Origin of the sequence: Methylobacterium currus, assembly GCF_003058325.1 — a bacterium.
Lineage (GTDB): Bacteria > Pseudomonadota > Alphaproteobacteria > Rhizobiales > Beijerinckiaceae > Methylobacterium > Methylobacterium currus.
Map to the genome: position 1 here is coordinate 6525620 of NZ_CP028843.1, position 17930 is coordinate 6543549.

The window sequence follows — 17930 nt, forward strand, 5'->3', positions numbered from 1 at the left end:
TCCGGTCGAGGGATCTGCCTTGTAACGCGTCTTGGTCAGCAGAGTCCTAACGGATCGGAGCCGGCCGCGGCGCAGCCGGCTCTTCCGTCCTCGCCGCCCCGCCATGCGGCCGTCAGGCCGTCACGCCGGTGCGGCCGTCAGGCCGCCCGGACGGAGGCGAGGAAGCGCTTCACCTCGGCCGAGAGCTGCTCGGATTGCCGCGACAGCTCGGAGGAGGCCGAGAGAACCTGCGTCGCGGCAGCTCCCGTCTCCTCCGCGGCCCCTGCAACCTCGGTGATCGTATGGGTCACCTGGTTGGTGCCGGAGGCGGCTTCCGCGACGTTGCGGACGATCTCCTGGGTCGCCGCGCCCTGCTCCTCGACGGCAGCGGCAATCCCGATCGACACGCGGTCGATCTCGGTGATCCGCCCGGTGATCGCCTCGATCGCCGACACCGCCTCCCCGGTCTTGCTCTGGATCCGCCCGATCTGGCCGGTGATCTCCTCGGTGGCCTTCGCGGTCTGGCCGGCGAGTTCCTTCACCTCCGCCGCCACCACGGCGAAGCCGCGGCCGGCGGCCCCCGCCCGGGCGGCCTCGATCGTGGCGTTGAGGGCGAGCAGGTTGGTCTGGCTGGCGATCGAGGAGATCAGCCCGACGACGTCGCCGATGCGGGCCACCGCCTCGCTCAGCTCGCGCATCCGTCCGGCGGTGCCGGCGGCCTCGTCGACGGCGGTCCGGGCGAGGGCGGCCGAGCCCGAGACCTGCCGGCCGATCTCGCTCACCGAGGCACCGAGCTCTTCCGCGGCGGCCGCGACCGTGCCGACATTCTCGGCGGTCTGGCCGGCGGCGGCGGCAACCGCCGTGGAGCGTCCGGCGGTCCGGGTCGCGCCGTCGGTCATCACGGCGGCGGTGGCCTGGAGCTCGGTGGCCGAGGCCGCGACCTGGCCGACGATGCCGCCGACGGCCGCCTCGAAGGCATCGGCCATCTGGCGCATGCCGGCACGGCGCTGCTCCTCGGCCGAGGCGCGGGCCAGCGCCGTCTCCTCCTCGAGGGCGCGGGTGCGGATGAGGTTGTCGCGAAACACCTGCACGGCGGCGGCCATGGCGCCGACCTCGTCGCGGCGTCCGATCGCCGGCACCGCCACCGTCGCGTCGCCCGCGGCGAGGGCCTGCATCGCACCGGTCATGCGGCGGATCGGCAGGGCGATGCGCAGCTGGGCGACCGCGCAGCTCGCGCCCACCAGCAGGAGCACCACCGCGAGCAGCGCCAGGTGGGTGCCGAGCCGGCGCCCTGCCGCCTCGGCCGCCGCATCCGCCGCCCGCACCTCGGCCGCCATGGCCTCGCTCGCCAGGTTCATGATGGTGGCGAGCTTCGGCAGGATGAAGTCCTTCCACGCCTCGCGGGTCATCGGAGCCTCGGCCCCGGGCGTGAAGGCGCGCAGGTTGCGCTGGATCGCCGCGGCCGTGGCGGGCGCGAAATACGCCTCCTGCGCCGCCGCGACCGCGGCGGCGACGCTGGCGGGCAGCTCGGCCGTCCGCCCCTCGACGAGCTTCCACATCGCGTCCTGGCGCCCGCGCATGACCTGCAGCGCCTGTGCCTGCTCGGTGGAGAGCGGCGCCCCGCTCGCCAGGACGGTGCTGATCGTCGAGGTGAGGAAGCCGGCGGCATTGCGGGTTTCCCGGGCAAGGCGCTGGATTCCGGTCAGCAGGCGCGTCTCCGGCTCGAGCCGGGCCATCTGCTGCTCCAGGGCGCCGGCGACCCGGTCGAGGCGGTCGATGGTGGCATCGACCGTTTGCAGCACCCGCGGGGCCAGGGTCTTGTCGCGGGCGGAGATCTCGCGGTCGGCGGCCGCGTCGACCAGGCGCCGCAGCGCCATCTGGTCGCGGTAGGCGGGCTCGAAATCCGCGATCGCCTGGCGCAGGCCCGGCACGTCGAGGCCGGCGGAGGCGGCGACCAGCCCATCGATCGCCTCGTCCGCCCGGGCGCGATGGCCGGCGATGGTCCTGTGCTGGGCCGTGGCCTCGTCGCCAGCCAGGCTCACCGCGACGGCGGTGTCCGCACGCTCGAAGCGCAGGGTCTGCATCGCGTCGAGGACGCGCTGGTCGAGCGTCGCCGCGACGGCGACGGCCCGGGCATCGCGGTGCTTGTTCCAGGCCTCGACGACCCGGTCGAGCGTCATCGTCCCGACGATGCCTCCCAGGGCGAGCGTGATCCCGAGCACCAGGACCCGAATGGACGACAACGATCTCACCGTGCACCCCCGCTCCCCGGAACCCGTCAGGCTCCCCTTGGATGACGCAGAGATAACGACGAACCTCTTTAATCCTTACCTAACGATGGAACAGACGTCCTTCTGCGAAATTCTGTTGAACCTCACGCCCGATGCCGGCTCGCGCGGCCCGGGAGAGACGGGGCGGGAACCGGCGCGGCCGATGCGCCGCGCCGTCGGGACAGCGGGGATCGACCTCCGCCGTCCAGACGCGCCGGCGCCCGCGACGAGGCGTCGGGCGCGGCGTCCTTGCACGACACCGGTACGGCCGGGCCCGGCGCCGGTCGCGGCCGTCAGGCCAGCATTCCCTTCACCAGGCCGCTCGCCTTGGCGAAGTCCATCCGGCCGGCATACTTGCCCTTCAGGGCGGCGATGACCTTGCCCATGTCCTTCGGCGAGGCGGCACCGGTCTCCGCGATGGCGGCCTGGATCGCCGCGCGGGTCTCATCCTCGTCCATCTGCTGGGGCAGGAACTGCGCGATGATCGCGGCTTCCGCCCGCTCCCCTTCGGCGAGTTCGGGGCGGCCGCCCTGGTCGTAGACCGTCGCCGATTCGTTGCGCTGCTTGATCATCTTCTGGAGCAGCGAAAAGATCTCCTCCTCGCCCAGGGGCTCCTTGCCTAGGCCGCGGGCCTCGATGTCCTTGTCCTTGAGGGCGGCCTGGATCAGCCGGACGGTGGCGAGCTTCGCCTTGTCGCCGGCCTTCATGGCTTCCTTCATCTCGGCGGTGAGGCGCTGGCGCAGCATGCCGGTCTCCTGGTGTTGTCGTGTGATGCAAGGCACTTGAAAGGTGAGGCACTTGAGGGGATACCGGAGCATCCCCAGATTGACCGGGCCGCCGCCGGCCCCGTAAACAGCCGGCCGCGCCCGTCGGCCGTGCCCGGCCGCGACATAAGCGAGTTCACGATCATGCTGCAAGACGACGCGGCCGCCCCCGCGCAACCCGAAGGCTGGGCCGAGCCCGTCGCGACCGCCCTCCTGGTGCTCGCCGACGGCACGGTTCTGGAGGGTTTCGGCATCGGCGCCACCGGCGAGGCCGCCGGCGAGGTCTGCTTCAACACCGCGATGACCGGTTACCAGGAGATCCTGACCGATCCGTCCTATGCCGGGCAGATCGTCACCTTCACCTTCCCGCATATCGGCAATGTCGGCACCAACGACGAGGACCTCGAGAGCCTCGACGATGCCCCGGCCTCCGGCGTGCGCGGCGCGGTGATCGCCTCGGCCGTCACGAATCCCTCCAACTGGCGCTCCTCGCGCCACCTCGACGGCTGGCTGAAGGCCCGCGGCATCGTCGGCATCACCGGGGTCGACACCCGCGCGCTGACGGCCCTCATCCGCGACCGCGGCATGCCGAACGCGATCCTGGCCAACGACCCGGACGGGCGCTTCGACCGCGAGGCGCTGAAGGCGAAGGCCGCCGCGCTCCCGCCGATGGAAGGCCTCGACCTCGTGCCGCCGGTGACGAGCAAGGCCTCCACGACCTGGGGGCAGACCGTGTGGCAGCACCCCGCCGGCTACGGCAGCCGCGCGCCGGGCGAGGGCCTCAAGGTCGTGGCGATCGATTACGGCGTGAAGCGCAACATCCTGCGCCTCCTGGCGAAGGCGGGCTGCGACGTCACGGTCGTGCCGGCCACCGCGAGCGCCGAGGAGGTGCTGGCGCTCAAGCCCGACGGCGTCTTCCTGTCGAACGGCCCCGGCGACCCGGCGGCGACCGGCGAATACGCCGTGCCGGTGATCCGCGCCCTCCTCGACAAGAAGGTCCCGACCTTCGGCATCTGCCTCGGCCACCAGCTGATGGGCCTCGCGCTCGGGGGCCGCACGGTGAAGATGAGCCAGGGCCATCACGGCGCCAACCACCCGGTGAAGGACCGCACCACCGGCAAGGTCGAGATCGTCTCGATGAACCACGGCTTCGCGGTCGATCCGAACAGCCTGCCGGAGAACGCCGTCGAGACCCACGTCTCGCTGTTCGACGGGTCGAATTGCGGCCTGTCCCTGACAGACCGCCCGGCCTTCTCGGTGCAGCACCACCCGGAAGCCTCGCCGGGCCCGCAGGACAGCCACTACCTGTTCGACCGCTTCGTCAGCCTCATGCGCGAGACGAAAGGCAGCAACGCGTAACTCTGAAAAAGGTTGCGGCCGGATCCGGCCGCAGCCACAAAAAACCCGAACTCGCGGCCGATTCTTCGGCCGTCTACCGCCCTGGAGCGACGACGATGAACGATCGTCGCGGGGCCGCGAATTCGGGGCTTGCCCAGTGACCGACCACGCCGCGACCGACAGCTTCTCGCGCCTGCACCGCACCTTCACGACCCATCTCGGCATCGCCGTGGGGCTGGCCTGGGTGACCACCCTGGCGGCCGCGACCCAGGCGCCGTGGGTGCGCAACATCCGCGCGCTGATCGACCCGATGGCGAGCCGCGTCGAGAGCACCTGGTCGTTCCTGTTCGCGATGCCGGTGGTACTGACCCTCGCCTGGCTCGGCGCCCTCTACGGCCGCGAGACCCTGCGCGAGCTGCGCGCCCTGCCGAACGACGCCGCCGAGTTCGCGCTGGCCGCCGTCGTCGCCTTCGCGGTCTTCTATCTCTCGATCGACCGGGCGGTCTCGGTCCTGCTGATCGGCGGCTGAGCGCGCCCGGGGTGGTTGCCTCCTGGCGCGAGTTCTGGGACCGCGACACCCCGATCTACGTCAATGCGCGCCACAAGGCCCGGCACTATGCCGGGCTGGCCGACGAGATCGCCGCCCTGGTTCCGCACCCGGACGCGGTCGTCCTCGACCACGGCAGCGGCGAGGCCCTGTCTGCCGCCCGGGTCGCTCTGGCTTGCGGCCGGCTCCTCCTCTGCGACGCCTCGCCGCGCCAGCGCGACGCCCTTCGCCGGCGCTTCTCCGACAATCCCAAGATCGCCGTCCTGTCGCCCGAGGAGGTCGCCGCGCTGCCGCCGGCCGGCCTCGACCTCGTGGTGGCGAACTCCCTGGCGCAGTACCTCACCGCCGCGGAGCTCGACGCCTGCCTGCTGACCTGGCGCCGCCTCTTGAAGCCCGGCGGCCGCCTGGTCCTCGCCGACGTCATTCCACCCCATCTCGGCGCTCTGTCGGACGCCGCCGCGCTCCTCGCCTTCGCCCGGCGCGAGGGTTTTCTGCTGGCGGCGGTGATCGGCCTCGCCCGCACCCTCGTGTCGGATTACCGGAGCTTGCGCCGGCGCCTCGGGCTCACGCGCTCCGGCGAGGCCGCGATGCTGGCCCGGCTCGCGGCTGCCGGCTTCGCGGCGGAGCGGATGCCGCAGAATCTCGGGCACAATCAGGGGCGGATGGCGTTCGTGGGGCGGGCGTGACGTCGAACGGCGGCTCGCATCGCCGTGAGCGGATGCTGCCAGCGCACGGTCAGCCTGCCCGCCAGCGGCGCCGCGTTCGGAACACCCGGTACTCCCGCACGACATCGAAGAGCCCGAACACGGCCCCACCGACCGAGAGGATGGAGAGGGCGGGCAGCCCGCGACACCAGACACCGATGCTCGCCGTACCCATCCCGGTCGCGAGGGCGAACGCTCCCGCGACGGCGTGACGCCGCGCGTCGTCGGAGATGTCCGGGTTCCAGATCCAGTGCCGGACCGACACACGAAAGCTCTCCTCGCCGGTCTTCGGGATTTTGGGACGAATGACTTTGTCCAGTTTCACCCAGTGCCACCCTGCCACCAGGAGAAGGGCACCCGAGATGAGCCACACGACGACCCGCATTGATCGCCTCCCCCGATCCGGCGCAGCGGTGCGCCGCACCGGTTAAGCGCCCGAGAACGAATCCGCCGCATATCTCATCGTCCTGGCGCAGCAGGTGACGCGAGGCAAGTCCGGTCGACCTCGGATCTCGGACAGCCTGCGTCGAAGGCGCTCCGTCAGGCCGCCGACCGGGCGATATTTCGCCGCGCAGCCTTGCCGGCGCCGCACCTCCGCCGAGGTGAGTCGCACAAGGAACCCATACGGAGAACCGGGATGACGCTGTCGCGTCGCTCCCTCCTGGCCGGCGCCGCCGTGCTCGCCGCTTCCACCCGTACCCGCGCCGCGAGCGATGCCGACGTCGCGGTGATCGGGGCTGGCGCCGCCGGCCTCGCCGCGGCTTCGGCGATCCGGCGGAGCGGCCACAGCGTCGTGGTGCTGGAGGCCCGCGGGCGCGTCGGCGGGCGGGCCTTCACCGAGACGGCGCTCGGGCCGGGGCGCAGCTTCGATGCCGGCGGGCAATACGTGCACTGGGCCGAGCGCAACCCGTGGCGGGAGATCGCGCAAGCGGCGCGCGTGCGCACCACCGACGACGCCACCAGCCCCTGGCCGGTCCTGGTGAACGATGGCGTCCGGGCGAGCGAGGCCGAGCGGCGCCAGCGCCGGTCGGGGTTCGGCCGGGTCAGCGCCCTCCTCGACCACCCGGCCGGTCCGGACCGCTCGGTGGCGCAGGCCGTGGCGGGCGAGGACGAGGCGGCACGGGCCGCCGCCACCGGGCTCACCCGCCTCACCCTCGGCGAGGAGCCGGACCGGGTCTCCTGCGCCGATTACGACCAGCTCTGGTCCGGCGACGACATCTGGGTCGACGGCTACGGCGCCCTCGTGGCCTCCCACTACGCCGACCTGCCGGTGCGGCTGGACACGCCCGTGACGGGCCTCGACTGGAGCGGCCCGGGCGTCGCCGTGGAGACGCCCCGCGGACGCTTACGGGCCGCCTGCGCCATCGTGACGGTGCCGGTCGGCGTGCTGGCGTCGGGCTCCTTGCGCTTCACCCCGGACCTGCCGGCGGCGACCGCGCAAGCCGTGGCGGGACTGACGATGGGCGCCTACACCAAGATCGGGCTGGCCCTCGACCTCGCCCGGCTACGCGCCCAGGACCTGCGCGACGCCGTGATCCTGCGCGGCGGCACGCCCGGCCTCACCGCCTATCTGGAGATGCAGCCGTTCGGGAAGCCCCTGGCGGTGCTCCATTGCGGCGGCGACGGCGCCCGGGCCCTGTGCGAGGCCGGCGAGAGGGCGGCCTTGGCCGCGGCGACCGACCATCTGGTGAGCGTCTTCGGCGCCGACATCCGCGCCGCCGTCACGGCGGGCCGGCTCGCCGCCTGGTGGACCGACCCGTTCTCCCGCGGCAGCTACTCCCTGGCGCGGCCCGGCCACCTCGCCGCCCGGGAAGCCCTGCGGGTGCCGGTGGCCGAGCGGATCTACCTCGCCGGCGAGGCAGCAGGGGGCGGGGCGGCGATGACGGTGGGCGGGGCGACGCTCGACGGGGAGCGGGCGGCACGGGACGTGCTCAAGCGGCTGGGGTCGTGACAATCAGTGCAGCGTCAGCCGAGGCCCGTCCGCCGGCCGGCGCTCCCAGGCCTGGACCAGGTTGCCGGCGACGCCGCCGTCGCACAGGCGGCTGCTGAGATCGCAGAAGACGCGCTCGGACACCGCGAAGTCGGTGGCCATCTGGACGTCGTCCGCCTCCTCCTCGGTCGAGGCGGTGAAGCGGTCGAAGGCGGCGGACATCTCCGCGAAGGCGAAGGCCACCGGCATGGTGCGGAAGACCGTGGCGCCCTCCGCGTCGAGATCGCCGGTATCGAGGTCGCGCATCCGCACGACGTAGCCGTCGGCATGCTCGACGATCTCGTATTGCCAGTGCCGGCCCTCGCAGGCTGCCAGGATCATCATGCCCTCCGTCTCGCCCCGATGAGCGAATGCGGCGGGGCCCCGGAGGGTTCCGACGGGGCAGGTCCCGGAGGGCGATTCGGTCCGGATCTCGACCAAGGGAGGAACGGCATCGCCCCGGACGATCGCGGGTCAGCCCATCGAGGGTCAACGCCCTGTATAGCCCACCTCGTAGGCGGCCCGGCCGCTGACGCGCAGCGAGGTGCCGTTGCCGAGATCGATGAAGCCCGGGGCCGTGGCCCGGACGGCCGCCGGGGGTGCCTCGCGGCATTCGGGCCGGTCGGGCAGGCGCACGCCGGGCGGCGCGTCCTGCGGGCACAGGCGCGGCGGACGGGCGCCGCGCTCGCCCGCGGCAGCCGGCAGCACGGCGGCCGTGACGAGGAGGGCGGCGAGGAGGCGGGCAGGCACGGGGCGGGCTCCGGAGCGGATCGGCGCCAGGATAACGCCTCCGGCTCCGCCGCGCGACCGAAGGCGTCAGCGCCGGCGCTGTCCCATATCCGCCGGGGTGACCATGACGGTGATCGCCCGCCCGTCGCGCTCGACCTGGAGCGTCACGCTGCGGCCGACGCCGGAGGCTTCGAGCGCCGCGGTGAGATCGGCCAGCCGCCGCACCGGGCGGCCGTCCACCCCCATGATGATGTCGCCGATCTCGCCCGTCGCCGGATCGACGCCCTGGAGGCCGGCCTGGGCGGCGGGCGAGCCCGGCAGCACCCGCACCACCACGATGCCGTCGATCCCGAGCCGTGCCGCCGCATCCTCGCTCGCCGCCACGATGCCGATGCCCGGGCTCGGCGTGCGGCCGGTGCGAATCAGGTTCGGCACCACCCGGTTGACCACGTCGACCGGGATGGCAAAGCCGATGCCGGCGCTGGCACCGGAGGGCGAGAAGATCGCGGTGTTGACGCCGATCAGCCGCCCGGCGGAATCGAGGAGCGGCCCGCCCGAATTGCCCGGATTGATCGCCGCGTCGGTCTGGATCACGCCGGACAGCTCCCGCCCCTCCGCGGTCGGCAGGCGGCGCTTGAGCGCGCTCACCACACCAGTCGTCAGAGTGTGGTCGAGGCCGAACGGGTTGCCGATGGCGTAGACGAACTGCCCGACCTTGAGGTCGCCGGAGGTGCCGATGGCGATCGGCGGCGGCACGGCGGTGACGCGCCCGAGCTTCAGGACCGCCAGGTCGTAGCTCGGGTCGGTGCCGGCTACGGTCGCGGGCACCACCTCGCCGGTAGAGAGGCGCACCTGGATGTCGCCGCCACCCTGGATGACGTGGTTGTTGGTGACGACGTGGCCGGCCGCGTCCCAGACGAAACCCGAGCCGGTCTGCTCGCCCCCGCCCTGCCGGCGCTCGCCTGTCTCGGGATCGAACGTCACCGCGCCCTGCTGCGCCCGGGCGAAGACGTAGACCACGGACGGCGCCGCGCGCTCGAACAGGGCAACCGTCGAGGCCTCGGCCTGCGAGAGGTCGCCCCGCGCCGTCACTGCCCGGGGCTCGTTGGCCGAGAACAGCAGGCTCGTGACGTAGGGCTGCGCGACGAACAGCGCGAGCAGAACCAGGGCGGCGGTCAGGGCGACCCGCAGGAAGCGATCGGGCACCGTCTTCGTCACTCCGAGAGGGAACTTGCCGGAAGCGAACGTGCCGGGAGGGAACCGGCTGTCGCTGGCGGGGAAGTGGGCCGGGCGGGGCCTGCGTCAATGGCCGCGCCAATCGCCGCGCTTGGGGTAGCGCCGGCCGTGGCGAGCGCCTTCGGCCGGCTCACCAGGGCGACCAGCGTGTCGGAGATGATCATCAGGAGGAACCACGAGCCGAATTTCTGCGGCGACACCGCCGCCCAGCCTGCCGCCTGATGCGGGTAGATCCACCCCTGCGTCGCCGTGCCGATCGTCTCGGCCAACCCGATGAACAGGGTGACGAGGAGCAGGCCCGGCAGCAGCGGCATGCGCCGATCGACGCGCCAGACCCGGAAATGGATGGTCGCCGGGTCGAACAGGCCGGCGGCGGCCGCGGACAGCCCGAGGCGCAGGTCGGTCACGACGTGCTGGGTGAAAAGATTGACGTCGATCGCCGGCGACAGGACGACGGGGGCCCGGAGCGGCGGGTGGCGGGTGAAGCGGAAATCGAACAGGCGCCACACCCGGGCGAGATAGGAGCCGACGCTGGCATACAGGAAGCCGCTGAGGCGGCGCTGTCCGGCGCCGTCACGGCCGGAGACCCGGTCAGGTTGCAGGCATGAGGGCGGATCTCTAGGCTTGCACCCCTCCCCACACGAAAGGTCCGGAATGCTCCGCAAGCCGTCGCTGTCCCGTCTCGCCCTCCTCGGCTCTCTCGCGCTCGCCGCCCTCGCGGGCAGCGCCGCGGCCTCGCCCCGCGACACCCGGGCGGAGGCCTGCACCCGCGCCCGGAGCACCGGCGAAAGGCAGGCGCTCGGCTGCTGGCGGCTGCGGCAAGAGAGCGACCAAGAGGCCGGCCGCGGCCAGCGCATCCATGGCGGCGCCGCGGTCGCGGATTTCTACGCCACCGTGCCGGCGGAGCGGGAGGCGGCCGAGTCGAAGGTGGATCAGCGGCGGCGCGACTGGGTCCGGGCGCGGGCCCGCGGCCGGGTGGCGGGGGGCGACGAAGGACGCTGAGGCGTTGTCGATCTTAGACCTCGCGGCCTCTTGCGGGCCCGCCATCCTGGACGGGCCCGCGCGCGCTCACAGGTGCACCGCGAGGTCGTGGGAGAAGCGCAGGCCCAAAGCCGAGGTGACGATCTCCGCCATGCGGTAGCCATTGGCCGGGTCGCGGATCGTCGCGAGGTAATCGGCCGCCCGGCCGCCGTCGTCGCCATCGAGATCCGCCCTGTCGCTGACGACCAGGCTTCCGGGACGAAACCGCTTTTCGACGAGGCGGAGGACATCGCCGTAGGCATCCTTGGCGGCATCGAGCAGCAGGAGATCCACCGGGTCCGGCAGATCGCGCGCCAGGGTCTCGCGCGCGTCGCCGACGCGCAGCTCGATCAGGTCGTCCAGGCCGGCCTCGATGAAATGCGCCCGCGCCCGGTTCGCCTTCTCAGGCAGGAATTCCGTCGTCACGATCCGGCCGCCGCCATTCTCCCGCATGGCCGCGGCGAGGCAGAGCGTGGACAGACCGAACGATGTGCCGAACTCGACCACGTGGCGCGCGCCCGAACTCCGGGCCAGAATGTAGAGGAGCGCCCCGAAATCCGGGGTCACCGGCATCGCCGCCTCCGCCATTGCGGCGTAGAAGTCCGGCTGGCCGTCATGCGACAGCCCGCGGTCCCGGGCGGCCTGACGCAGGCCGGGATCGGTCTGGACGGCCTCGGCATAGAGCCGGTCGAGCAGGGACTGGAGCGGTGCGGGGAAGATCGGACGCAAGCGGGCAGGACGTGCGAGAGCAGGCGTCATGACGGGACCCGGGGCAGCGGTACGGTGGTCCGAGCCTAGCGGCACGCCGCCCGGCGGCGTCACTCGCATTTTCCGCCGGGACCGGACGCTGCGGCTGCCGCAGCGGAAATGGCCGGTTCAGGCCCGCGCCTGCGCCACGGTCGACGCCATCCTGGACGCGACCGCTCAGCTTCTGGAAAGCGGCCGGCCGACCAGCACCAACGCCATCGCCGAGCGGGCGGGGGTCAGCATCGGGACGCTCTACCAGTATTTCGACGGCCGGGACGCGGTGGTGGCCGCCCTCAGCCGGAGGTTGCGCGAGGCGCTGGCCGTCGCGGTCGGCGAGGCGGCGATCCGGGCGCGGCGCGAGCCGCGTCACGCCGGGCTGCGCCGGATCGTCGAGGCCGCCCTCGCCGGCGACATCCGCCGCCCGCGCCTGGCCGCGACCCTCGACCGGCTCGAGGACGAGCTTGCGCTCGACGCGGATCACACCGTGGTCCAGGCCGCCCTGACGGCGAGCCTGGCCGGCTACCTCGCGCATCACGGTTGCGACGCCGCGGACCGCGCGGACGCCCTCGCCGACGACCTCTGCGCCGTCGCGCGCGCCCTGACCGACGCCGCGCGGCGCCGCGGCGAAGCGGCCGGCGACCCGCTCGTCACGCGCATCACCCGGACCCTGCTCGCGCTCTCCGCGTGACCGCCGCGCGTGTCGGTCCCGGCGGTCTGCGAACTGGGGCCGACCGGGGGCCGGTCGCGCACCTGCGGCCGTTTCGTGAAGGACCCACCTTCCTCCCATTGGCCGCAGCGGGACCCGCGCCTATAAGTCATCGGCAAGGAACGCCAGCAACGAGAGCCGCAGGCCGATGACCCGCATCCCGGATTTCTCGGAAATCGCCTTCGCGCCGGCCGTGGCCGCCAGCCCCGCCGCGACCGCCGCCGAGCCCTGGATGACCCCCGAGGGGATCCCGGTGAAGGCGTCTTACGGCCCGCAGGACCGGGAGGGGCTGGACCTCGCCGGCTCCTATCCGGGCATCGCGCCGTTCCTGCGCGGTCCCTACCCGACCATGTACGCGACCCAGCCCTGGACGATCCGGCAATATGCCGGCTTCTCCACGGCGGAGGATTCGAACGCCTTCTACCGCCGCAACCTCGCGGCCGGGCAGAAGGGGCTGTCGGTCGCCTTCGACCTCGCCACCCACCGCGGCTACGATTCCGATCACCCGCGGGTGTCGGGCGATGTCGGCATGGCGGGCGTCGCGATCGATTCGATCTACGACATGCGGACGCTGTTCTCCGGCATCCCCCTCGACCAGATGACCGTGTCGATGACGATGAACGGCGCGGTCCTGCCGGTGCTCGCGCTCTACATCGTCGCGGCCGAGGAACAGGGCGTCGCCCCGGAGAAGCTCGCCGGCACGATCCAGAACGACATCCTCAAGGAGTTCATGGTCCGCAACACCTACATCTACCCGCCGGCCGGGTCGATGCGGATCATCTCGGACATCTTCGCCTATACCTCGGCCCATATGCCGAAGTTCAACTCGATCTCGATCTCCGGCTACCACATGCAGGAGGCTGGCGCCACGCAGGATCTTGAGCTGGCCTACACGCTGGCCGACGGCGTCGAGTACATCCGCGCCGGGATGTCGGCGGGGCTCGACATCGACAAGTTCGCCCCGCGCCTGTCGTTCTTCTGGGCGATCGGGATGAACTTCTTCATGGAGGTGGCCAAGATGCGGGCGGCGCGCCTGCTCTGGGCCTCCCTGGTGAAGGATTTCTCGCCGAAATCCGACAAGTCCCTGGCCCTGCGCACCCACTCGCAGACGAGCGGCTGGTCGCTGACAGCGCAGGACGTGTTCAACAACGTCACCCGCACCTGCCTCGAGGCGATGGCGGCGACGCAAGGGGGCACCCAGTCGCTGCACACCAACGCGCTCGACGAGGCGCTGGCGCTCCCCACCGACTTCTCGGCCCGCATCGCCCGCAACACCCAGCTCTTCCTCCAGCAGGAGAGCGGCACGACGCGGATCATCGATCCGTGGGGCGGCTCCTACTACGTCGAGCGGCTGACGCAGGATCTCGTCGCCCGGGCCTCCGCGCATATCCGCGAGGTCGAGGCGCTGGGCGGCATGGCCAAGGCGATCGAGGCCGGCATCCCGAAGCTGCGCATCGAGGAGGCGGCGGCGCGCACCCAGGCGCGGATCGATTCGGGCCAGCAGGTCATCGTCGGCGTCAACCGCTACAAGCCCGACGGCGACCGGGCCATCGACCTGCTGCGGGTCGACAACGGCAACGTCCGCACGCTCCAGATCGACAAGCTCAAGCGCCTGCGCGCCGAGCGAGACGGGCAGGCGGTCGAGGCGCGCCTCGCGGCGCTGACCGAGGCCGCCAAAGGTACCGGCAAAGAGAGTGGCGGCAACCTGCTCGCGCTCGCCGTCGAGGCGGCGCGGGCCAAGGCCACGGTCGGCGAGATCTCGGAGGCGCTGGAGCGGGCCTGGGGCCGGCACCGGGCCGAGATCCGGGCGATCTCGGGCGTCTACAAGCGGGAGATGGGCGGCATGTCGGCGGCGGTCGAGCGGGTGCGCGGGCAGGTCGAGGCCTTCGAGGAGGCGGATGGGCGCCGCCCCCGCATCCTCGTCGCCAAGATGGGCCAGGACGGCCACGATCGCGGCCAGAAGGTGATCGCCTCCGCCTTCGCCGATCTCGGCTTCGACGTCGATATCGGCCCGCTCTTCGCCACCCCCGAGGAGGCGGCCCGCCAGGCGGTGGAGAACGACGTCCACATCGTCGGCGTCTCGTCGCTGGCCGCCGGGCACCTGACCCTGGTGCCGGAGCTGAAGCGGGCACTGGACGAGGCCGGCCGGCCCGACGTGATGATCGTGGTCGGCGGCGTGATCCCGCCGGGCGACTTCCCGGCCCTGCGTCAGGCCGGCGCCTCGGCGATCTTCCCGCCCGGCACCGTCATCGCGGAGGCCGCCGCCTCGCTGATCGACGAGCTGAACGCGCGGCTCGGCTACGCGCCCAAGATCGCCGCGGAGTGAGGGCCGCGGCGGAGTAAGGCCGCGTCTCAAAACGGTCACGGTTTCGGCGCCAAGGGCGGCCCCTCCCCTCCGCCTGAGTCCAGGGCCCGATTCGTTGTCCGCTTTCGTCGACGCGCCTTCCCTCTCCGGCTCCGCCGCCGCGTCGCGGCCGCCGCGGCAGGCCCTCAACCTGCGCTGGCTCGCCGGCAGCCTCCTCACCGGCATCACCGGCGCCGGCCTGATCGGTGTCGCGCTCTACCTCGCCGCTGCCGACGGCGTGGTGGCGACGCCGCCGGAGCGGGCGCTGCCGCCCCACGGCGAGGGCGGGGCCGGCGACGTCGCCCGCAAGGGCGACCGGCTGGTGCGCGACGAGATGATCGTGGCGGCCAAGACCGCCTTCAAGGCGCCGATGACCGAGCGCGCCGGCGAGCGCGAGGTGATCCGCGTCCACGCCTACGTGCAGATCGCCACGGAACTGCCGCTGCGCGCCCCCGACGTGCCGGTGCCGCCCTTCGATCCCTTGCGCAGCGCCCGGGTCGAGGCGCCGGCCGCCCCCGAGGGCGATTCGGACCCGGCCGAGACTGCCGTGACCCTGGTGCGCAGCCCGCTGGCCGAGGCCGCGCTGGAGGACGACGCCCCGGCCCTCACCGACGACGAGGTGAACGCCCTGGTGGCCGAGACCCAGGCGCTCGCCGGCGGGACGCTGCCGCCGGCCTTCCCGGCCGAGCGCCTGCTCTCCCGCGCCCTGCGGCCGGCCGCGCTGCCGGACGATCCCGGGCTGGAGGCGCGCTTTCGCAACATCGAGGTCCGGATCCTGCCGGAGAACCTGACCGCGATCGCCGAGACCGGCACCGGAGGGGACGGCGCGCGGCTGGTCGAGGAGCGCGACCTCGTACTCGCCAAGGACCAGAGCCTCGCGGACCTCCTCAAGCGCAACGGCGCCGAGCCGGCGCGGCTCGCCGCCCTGATGGGGGCCTTGAGCGTCCACGCGCGCGACGACCTGGCGGAAGGCCAGCACGTCCGCCTCCTCATCGCGCCCGAAGGCGACGGCCACACCCCCGAGCGCCGCGGCATCGCCCGGGTGACCCTCTACGGCGAGGACGGCATCCAGGAGATCGTGGCGGCCAACGACCGCGGCGGCTTCGTCTCGGTGGCCCCGCCCCGGCCGGGCACCGCGCGGGACGACGACGACGAGGCCGGCGTCACCCTCTACGAGAGCCTCTACGGCACCGCGCTCAAGAACGGCGTGCCGCGCCCGATCATCGAGGAGATGGTCATGGCGCTTGCGACAAGCACCGACCTGCAGCAGCGCACCACCCCGGGCGACCGGGCCGAGCTGTTCTTCACCGAGGACGAGGATGCCCGGCCGGAACTGCTCTATGTGGCCTTGCGCATCCACGACGAGACCCTGGGCCTCTACCGCTACCGGGTCCCCGGATCGAGCGAGGTCGACTACCTCGACCCCAACGGCCGCTCGAGCCAGAAATTCCTGATGCGCCGCCCGGTGGCCGAGGGGCGGATCTCGTCGCCCTTCGGCGCCCGCCTGCACCCGATCCTCGGCTATTACCGGCCCCATAACGGCGTCGACTGGGCGGCGACCCGCGGCACGCCGATCATGGCGACCGGCGACGGCACCATCGTGTCGGCGGGCGCGCGCTCGGGCTACGGCAACCGGGTCGAGATCCAGCACGCCAACGGCTACACCACCGCCTACAACCACATGGCCCGGATCGCCCGCGGCATCGCGCCGGGCGCCCGGGTGCGCCTCGGCCAGGTGATCGGCGCGGTGGGCACCACCGGCCTCTCGACCGGCCCCCATGTCCATTACGAGGTCGCGATCAACGGCCGCTTCGTCGACCCGATGAAGATCCGCCTGCCGAGCGCCCGCGAACTCACCGGACAGAGCCTCGCCGCCTTCCGGCAGGCGGAGGAGCAGATCGACGCGCTGCGCCAGAAGCATGGGGGGAAGACGGTGGCGGAGCGGATGTAAGGGTATGTCGTCTCCTACGCGACGTCTGATACCGCCGCGCCTTCGGACGGACCCGTTCGAAGGCGCTGGCTAAGCCCGAACGGGCGTCGGCGCTGATGCGCCGGACGCCTTGGCATCGACGTGTCGAAGCCAAGGCGCGAGGGTATGAAAGGATGGCGCGATCTCCCCTCTCCCGTGTCGGAGAGGGGTCGGGGGTGAGGGTGGCTCCGCTCCAGAATCAATCGACACGCGCCAAGCTGCGCAGCTCGGTGCCCTCAGCTTACACGGAAACGCGCTACGCTCATCCCGAACCCCTCTCCGACATGGGAAAGGGGATCCCACGCTTATGTTGAAAGGTCTTCAGCCGAGTTCAGCGAGTGGCGCCATGATCATTGCCAACTCTTCCGCCTCGGGCCGCAGAACCGAGTCCCGCGACAGCTCCGCCGGATCGCGATAAAGGCCTTCCGCCGGCCCCCGGTGCACCCAAGCCTCCCGCTCCTGCGCGTCGATCACCCAGTACTCCCGGACACCGTGCCGCGCGTAGAGCGCAGCCTTGCGGCCCCGGTCATAGGCGAGGCTCGACGCCGCGACCTCGATCACCAGAAGGATCTCCGGTCCCGGAATGGTGCAGAACCCTTCCGGCGTGGCGCTGCGGGCGCTCATCGGGGCGAGGAGAAGATCCGGCTCCAGCAGCAGGCCCGGCCCGAGCTGAAGCGTGCTCTCGATGCCGAGATAAGCAGCCTCCGGAAGAAGCGGGACAAGACGGCGCACCAAGGCGTTCTTCACGACATCCTGCGCGAAGCCCTTCGCGGCCATCTCGACCAGTTCCCCGTCCAGGAGTTCGACCCGCTCGTCCTCGCGCAGGATCCCGGCGGCCAGCATCAGCCGCAGGTCGCCGGCCGTGAAGCGGCGAGGGAGCGGGCTGCCGGGCGTGACGTGAATGGTCATCACTGCTCGCGGAATGGAACGACGAAGACGCTATCAGGCTCCGCGCATGAACGCACGCCAGCCCTGGTTGCCCGCACCCCGCTCGCGCATCCGTCAATTGACAGACACAGCCGGCCGCCTCGACATTGTTATCGCTACAAGGTGCGAACCAACGGCCCGATTGCGGCACCCCACGCGGCCGCCCCCTCCTCACGGCGCCCCATGCGCCGGCCCAACGAACGGAAGCGCCCATGATACGCCTGAACGTGAACGGCTCCGTGCGCGAGGTCGAGGCGGAGCCCGACACGCCGCTGCTCTGGGTGATCCGCGAGCAGGTCGGCCTCACCGGCACCAAGTATGGCTGCGGCATCGCCCAGTGCGGCGCCTGCACGGTCCATATCGACGGGCAGGCGGTGCGCTCCTGCTCGCTTCCCGTCTCGGCGGTCGAGCCCGGGCAGACGATCGTCACCATCGAGGGCCTGAGCCCCGACCGCTCGCACCCGGTGCAGAAGGCCTGGGCCGCGCTCGACGTGCCGCAATGCGGCTTCTGCCAGTCCGGCATGATCATGGCCGCCGCCGCCCTGCTGGCGCAGAAGCCCAAGCCCAGCGAGGCGGAGATCCGCCAGGAAATCACCAATATCTGCCGCTGCGGCACCTATAACCGGGTGCTCGCCGGCATCAACCTCGCCGCCCAGGGCGGCGAGACCGGCCGCGGCTGAC

At 72.2% G+C, this 17930-nt stretch carries 18 protein-coding genes; 9 read left to right on the forward strand and 9 right to left on the reverse strand.

The window, feature by feature from the left end:
• Nucleotides 1-137: 137 nt before the first annotated feature.
• Complete coding sequence (locus tag DA075_RS29985; RefSeq protein ID WP_244936446.1) at nt 138-2222, reverse strand: methyl-accepting chemotaxis protein; 2085 nt, start codon at nt 2220-2222, stop codon at nt 138-140.
• A 320-nt stretch (nt 2223-2542) separates the two neighbouring features.
• Complete coding sequence (locus DA075_RS29990) at nt 2543-2995, reverse strand: GatB/YqeY domain-containing protein (protein ID WP_099956283.1); 453 nt, start codon at nt 2993-2995, stop codon at nt 2543-2545.
• A gap of 162 nt (nt 2996-3157) precedes the next feature.
• Here DA075_RS29990 and carA point away from each other — a divergent pair, with 162 nt between their 5' ends.
• The 3 genes from carA to DA075_RS30005 all read left to right on the forward strand — a co-directional run bounded on the left by carA (nt 3158) and on the right by DA075_RS30005 (nt 5584).
• Nucleotides 3158-4372 (forward strand): glutamine-hydrolyzing carbamoyl-phosphate synthase small subunit, encoded by a 1215-nt coding sequence (gene carA / locus DA075_RS29995; protein WP_099956284.1) that lies wholly within the window; start codon nt 3158-3160, stop codon nt 4370-4372.
• Between the two features lie 136 nt (nt 4373-4508).
• Entirely contained in the window at nt 4509-4880 is a 372-nt protein-coding gene (locus DA075_RS30000) for a hypothetical protein (RefSeq protein WP_099956285.1), read from the forward strand.
• An 11-nt stretch (nt 4881-4891) separates the two neighbouring features.
• Nucleotides 4892-5584, forward strand: coding sequence for a class I SAM-dependent methyltransferase (locus DA075_RS30005; RefSeq protein WP_099956286.1), 693 nt, complete (start codon nt 4892-4894; stop codon nt 5582-5584).
• A gap of 49 nt (nt 5585-5633) precedes the next feature.
• On the opposite strand, the gene DA075_RS30010 is transcribed toward DA075_RS30005, so the two are convergent.
• Entirely contained in the window at nt 5634-5987 is a 354-nt protein-coding gene (locus DA075_RS30010; protein ID WP_099956287.1) for a hypothetical protein, read from the reverse strand.
• Between the two features lie 252 nt (nt 5988-6239).
• Between DA075_RS30010 and DA075_RS30015 the strand changes: the two genes are divergently transcribed.
• Complete coding sequence (locus DA075_RS30015; RefSeq protein WP_099956288.1) at nt 6240-7553, forward strand: flavin monoamine oxidase family protein; 1314 nt, start codon at nt 6240-6242, stop codon at nt 7551-7553.
• Nucleotides 7554-7556: 3 nt separating this feature from the next.
• Here DA075_RS30015 and DA075_RS30020 read toward each other — a convergent pair whose 3' ends face one another.
• The 4 genes from DA075_RS30020 to DA075_RS38680 all read right to left on the reverse strand — a co-directional run bounded on the left by DA075_RS30020 (nt 7557) and on the right by DA075_RS38680 (nt 10201).
• Entirely contained in the window at nt 7557-7916 is a 360-nt protein-coding gene (locus DA075_RS30020; RefSeq protein WP_232387082.1) for a hypothetical protein, read from the reverse strand.
• 144 nt (nt 7917-8060) lie between these two features.
• Nucleotides 8061-8321 (reverse strand): hypothetical protein, encoded by a 261-nt coding sequence (locus tag DA075_RS30025; protein WP_232387083.1) that lies wholly within the window; start codon nt 8319-8321, stop codon nt 8061-8063.
• Between the two features lie 66 nt (nt 8322-8387).
• Nucleotides 8388-9506 (reverse strand): S1C family serine protease, encoded by a 1119-nt coding sequence (locus tag DA075_RS30030; protein WP_099956896.1) that lies wholly within the window; start codon nt 9504-9506, stop codon nt 8388-8390.
• Between the two features lie 8 nt (nt 9507-9514).
• Nucleotides 9515-10201 carry a DUF817 family protein gene (locus DA075_RS38680; RefSeq protein ID WP_420813097.1) on the reverse strand — a complete coding sequence of 229 codons (687 nt, stop codon included), beginning with the start codon at nt 10199-10201 and terminating at the stop codon, nt 9515-9517.
• Between DA075_RS38680 and DA075_RS37845 the strand changes: the two genes are divergently transcribed.
• A complete protein-coding gene (locus DA075_RS37845; RefSeq protein ID WP_232387085.1) occupies nt 10191-10538 on the forward strand; it encodes a hypothetical protein in 348 nt (115 codons plus the stop codon). The genes DA075_RS38680 and DA075_RS37845 overlap by 11 nt on opposite strands.
• Before the next feature lie 66 nt (nt 10539-10604).
• Here DA075_RS37845 and DA075_RS30040 read toward each other — a convergent pair whose 3' ends face one another.
• Complete coding sequence (locus DA075_RS30040; protein WP_099956291.1) at nt 10605-11315, reverse strand: O-methyltransferase; 711 nt, start codon at nt 11313-11315, stop codon at nt 10605-10607.
• Between DA075_RS30040 and DA075_RS30045 the strand changes: the two genes are divergently transcribed.
• The 3 genes from DA075_RS30045 (at nt 11314) to DA075_RS30055 (ending at nt 16304) form a co-directional block, all read left to right on the forward strand.
• The gene (locus tag DA075_RS30045) at nt 11314-11991 is read left to right on the forward strand and encodes a TetR/AcrR family transcriptional regulator (RefSeq protein WP_099956292.1); all 678 of its coding nucleotides are present in this window, start codon (nt 11314-11316) and stop codon (nt 11989-11991) included. The genes DA075_RS30040 and DA075_RS30045 overlap by 2 nt on opposite strands.
• Before the next feature lie 166 nt (nt 11992-12157).
• Entirely contained in the window at nt 12158-14335 is a 2178-nt protein-coding gene (gene scpA / locus DA075_RS30050) for a methylmalonyl-CoA mutase (protein WP_099956293.1), read from the forward strand.
• A gap of 94 nt (nt 14336-14429) precedes the next feature.
• The gene (locus tag DA075_RS30055; protein WP_099956294.1) at nt 14430-16304 is read left to right on the forward strand and encodes a M23 family metallopeptidase; all 1875 of its coding nucleotides are present in this window, start codon (nt 14430-14432) and stop codon (nt 16302-16304) included.
• A 339-nt stretch (nt 16305-16643) separates the two neighbouring features.
• Here DA075_RS30055 and DA075_RS30060 read toward each other — a convergent pair whose 3' ends face one another.
• A complete protein-coding gene (locus DA075_RS30060) occupies nt 16644-17231 on the reverse strand; it encodes a Uma2 family endonuclease (protein WP_099956295.1) in 588 nt (195 codons plus the stop codon).
• Nucleotides 17232-17461: 230 nt separating this feature from the next.
• Between DA075_RS30060 and DA075_RS30065 the strand changes: the two genes are divergently transcribed.
• Entirely contained in the window at nt 17462-17929 is a 468-nt protein-coding gene (locus DA075_RS30065) for a (2Fe-2S)-binding protein (RefSeq protein ID WP_099956296.1), read from the forward strand.
• Nucleotide 17930 lies beyond the last annotated feature (1 nt).

What these genes read in the sequence shown, in the direction of transcription:
- DA075_RS29990 (WP_099956283.1), bottom strand. Translation starts at nt 2,995, where the DNA reads ATGCTGCGCCAGCGCCTCACCGCCGAGATGAAGGAAGCCATGAAGGCC.
- carA (WP_099956284.1), top strand. Translation starts at nt 3,158, where the DNA reads ATGCTGCAAGACGACGCGGCCGCCCCCGCGCAACCCGAAGGCTGGGCC.
- DA075_RS30010 (WP_099956287.1), bottom strand. Translation starts at nt 5,987, where the DNA reads ATGCGGGTCGTCGTGTGGCTCATCTCGGGTGCCCTTCTCCTGGTGGCA.
- DA075_RS30015 (WP_099956288.1), top strand. Translation starts at nt 6,240, where the DNA reads ATGACGCTGTCGCGTCGCTCCCTCCTGGCCGGCGCCGCCGTGCTCGCC.
- DA075_RS30020 (WP_232387082.1), bottom strand. Translation starts at nt 7,916, where the DNA reads ATGATGATCCTGGCAGCCTGCGAGGGCCGGCACTGGCAATACGAGATC.
- DA075_RS37845 (WP_232387085.1), top strand. Translation starts at nt 10,191, where the DNA reads ATGCTCCGCAAGCCGTCGCTGTCCCGTCTCGCCCTCCTCGGCTCTCTC.
- DA075_RS30045 (WP_099956292.1), top strand. Translation starts at nt 11,314, where the DNA reads ATGACGGGACCCGGGGCAGCGGTACGGTGGTCCGAGCCTAGCGGCACG.
- DA075_RS30040 (WP_099956291.1), bottom strand. Translation starts at nt 11,315, where the DNA reads ATGACGCCTGCTCTCGCACGTCCTGCCCGCTTGCGTCCGATCTTCCCC.
- scpA (WP_099956293.1), top strand. Translation starts at nt 12,158, where the DNA reads ATGACCCGCATCCCGGATTTCTCGGAAATCGCCTTCGCGCCGGCCGTG.
- DA075_RS30060 (WP_099956295.1), bottom strand. Translation starts at nt 17,231, where the DNA reads ATGACCATTCACGTCACGCCCGGCAGCCCGCTCCCTCGCCGCTTCACG.
- DA075_RS30065 (WP_099956296.1), top strand. Translation starts at nt 17,462, where the DNA reads ATGATACGCCTGAACGTGAACGGCTCCGTGCGCGAGGTCGAGGCGGAG.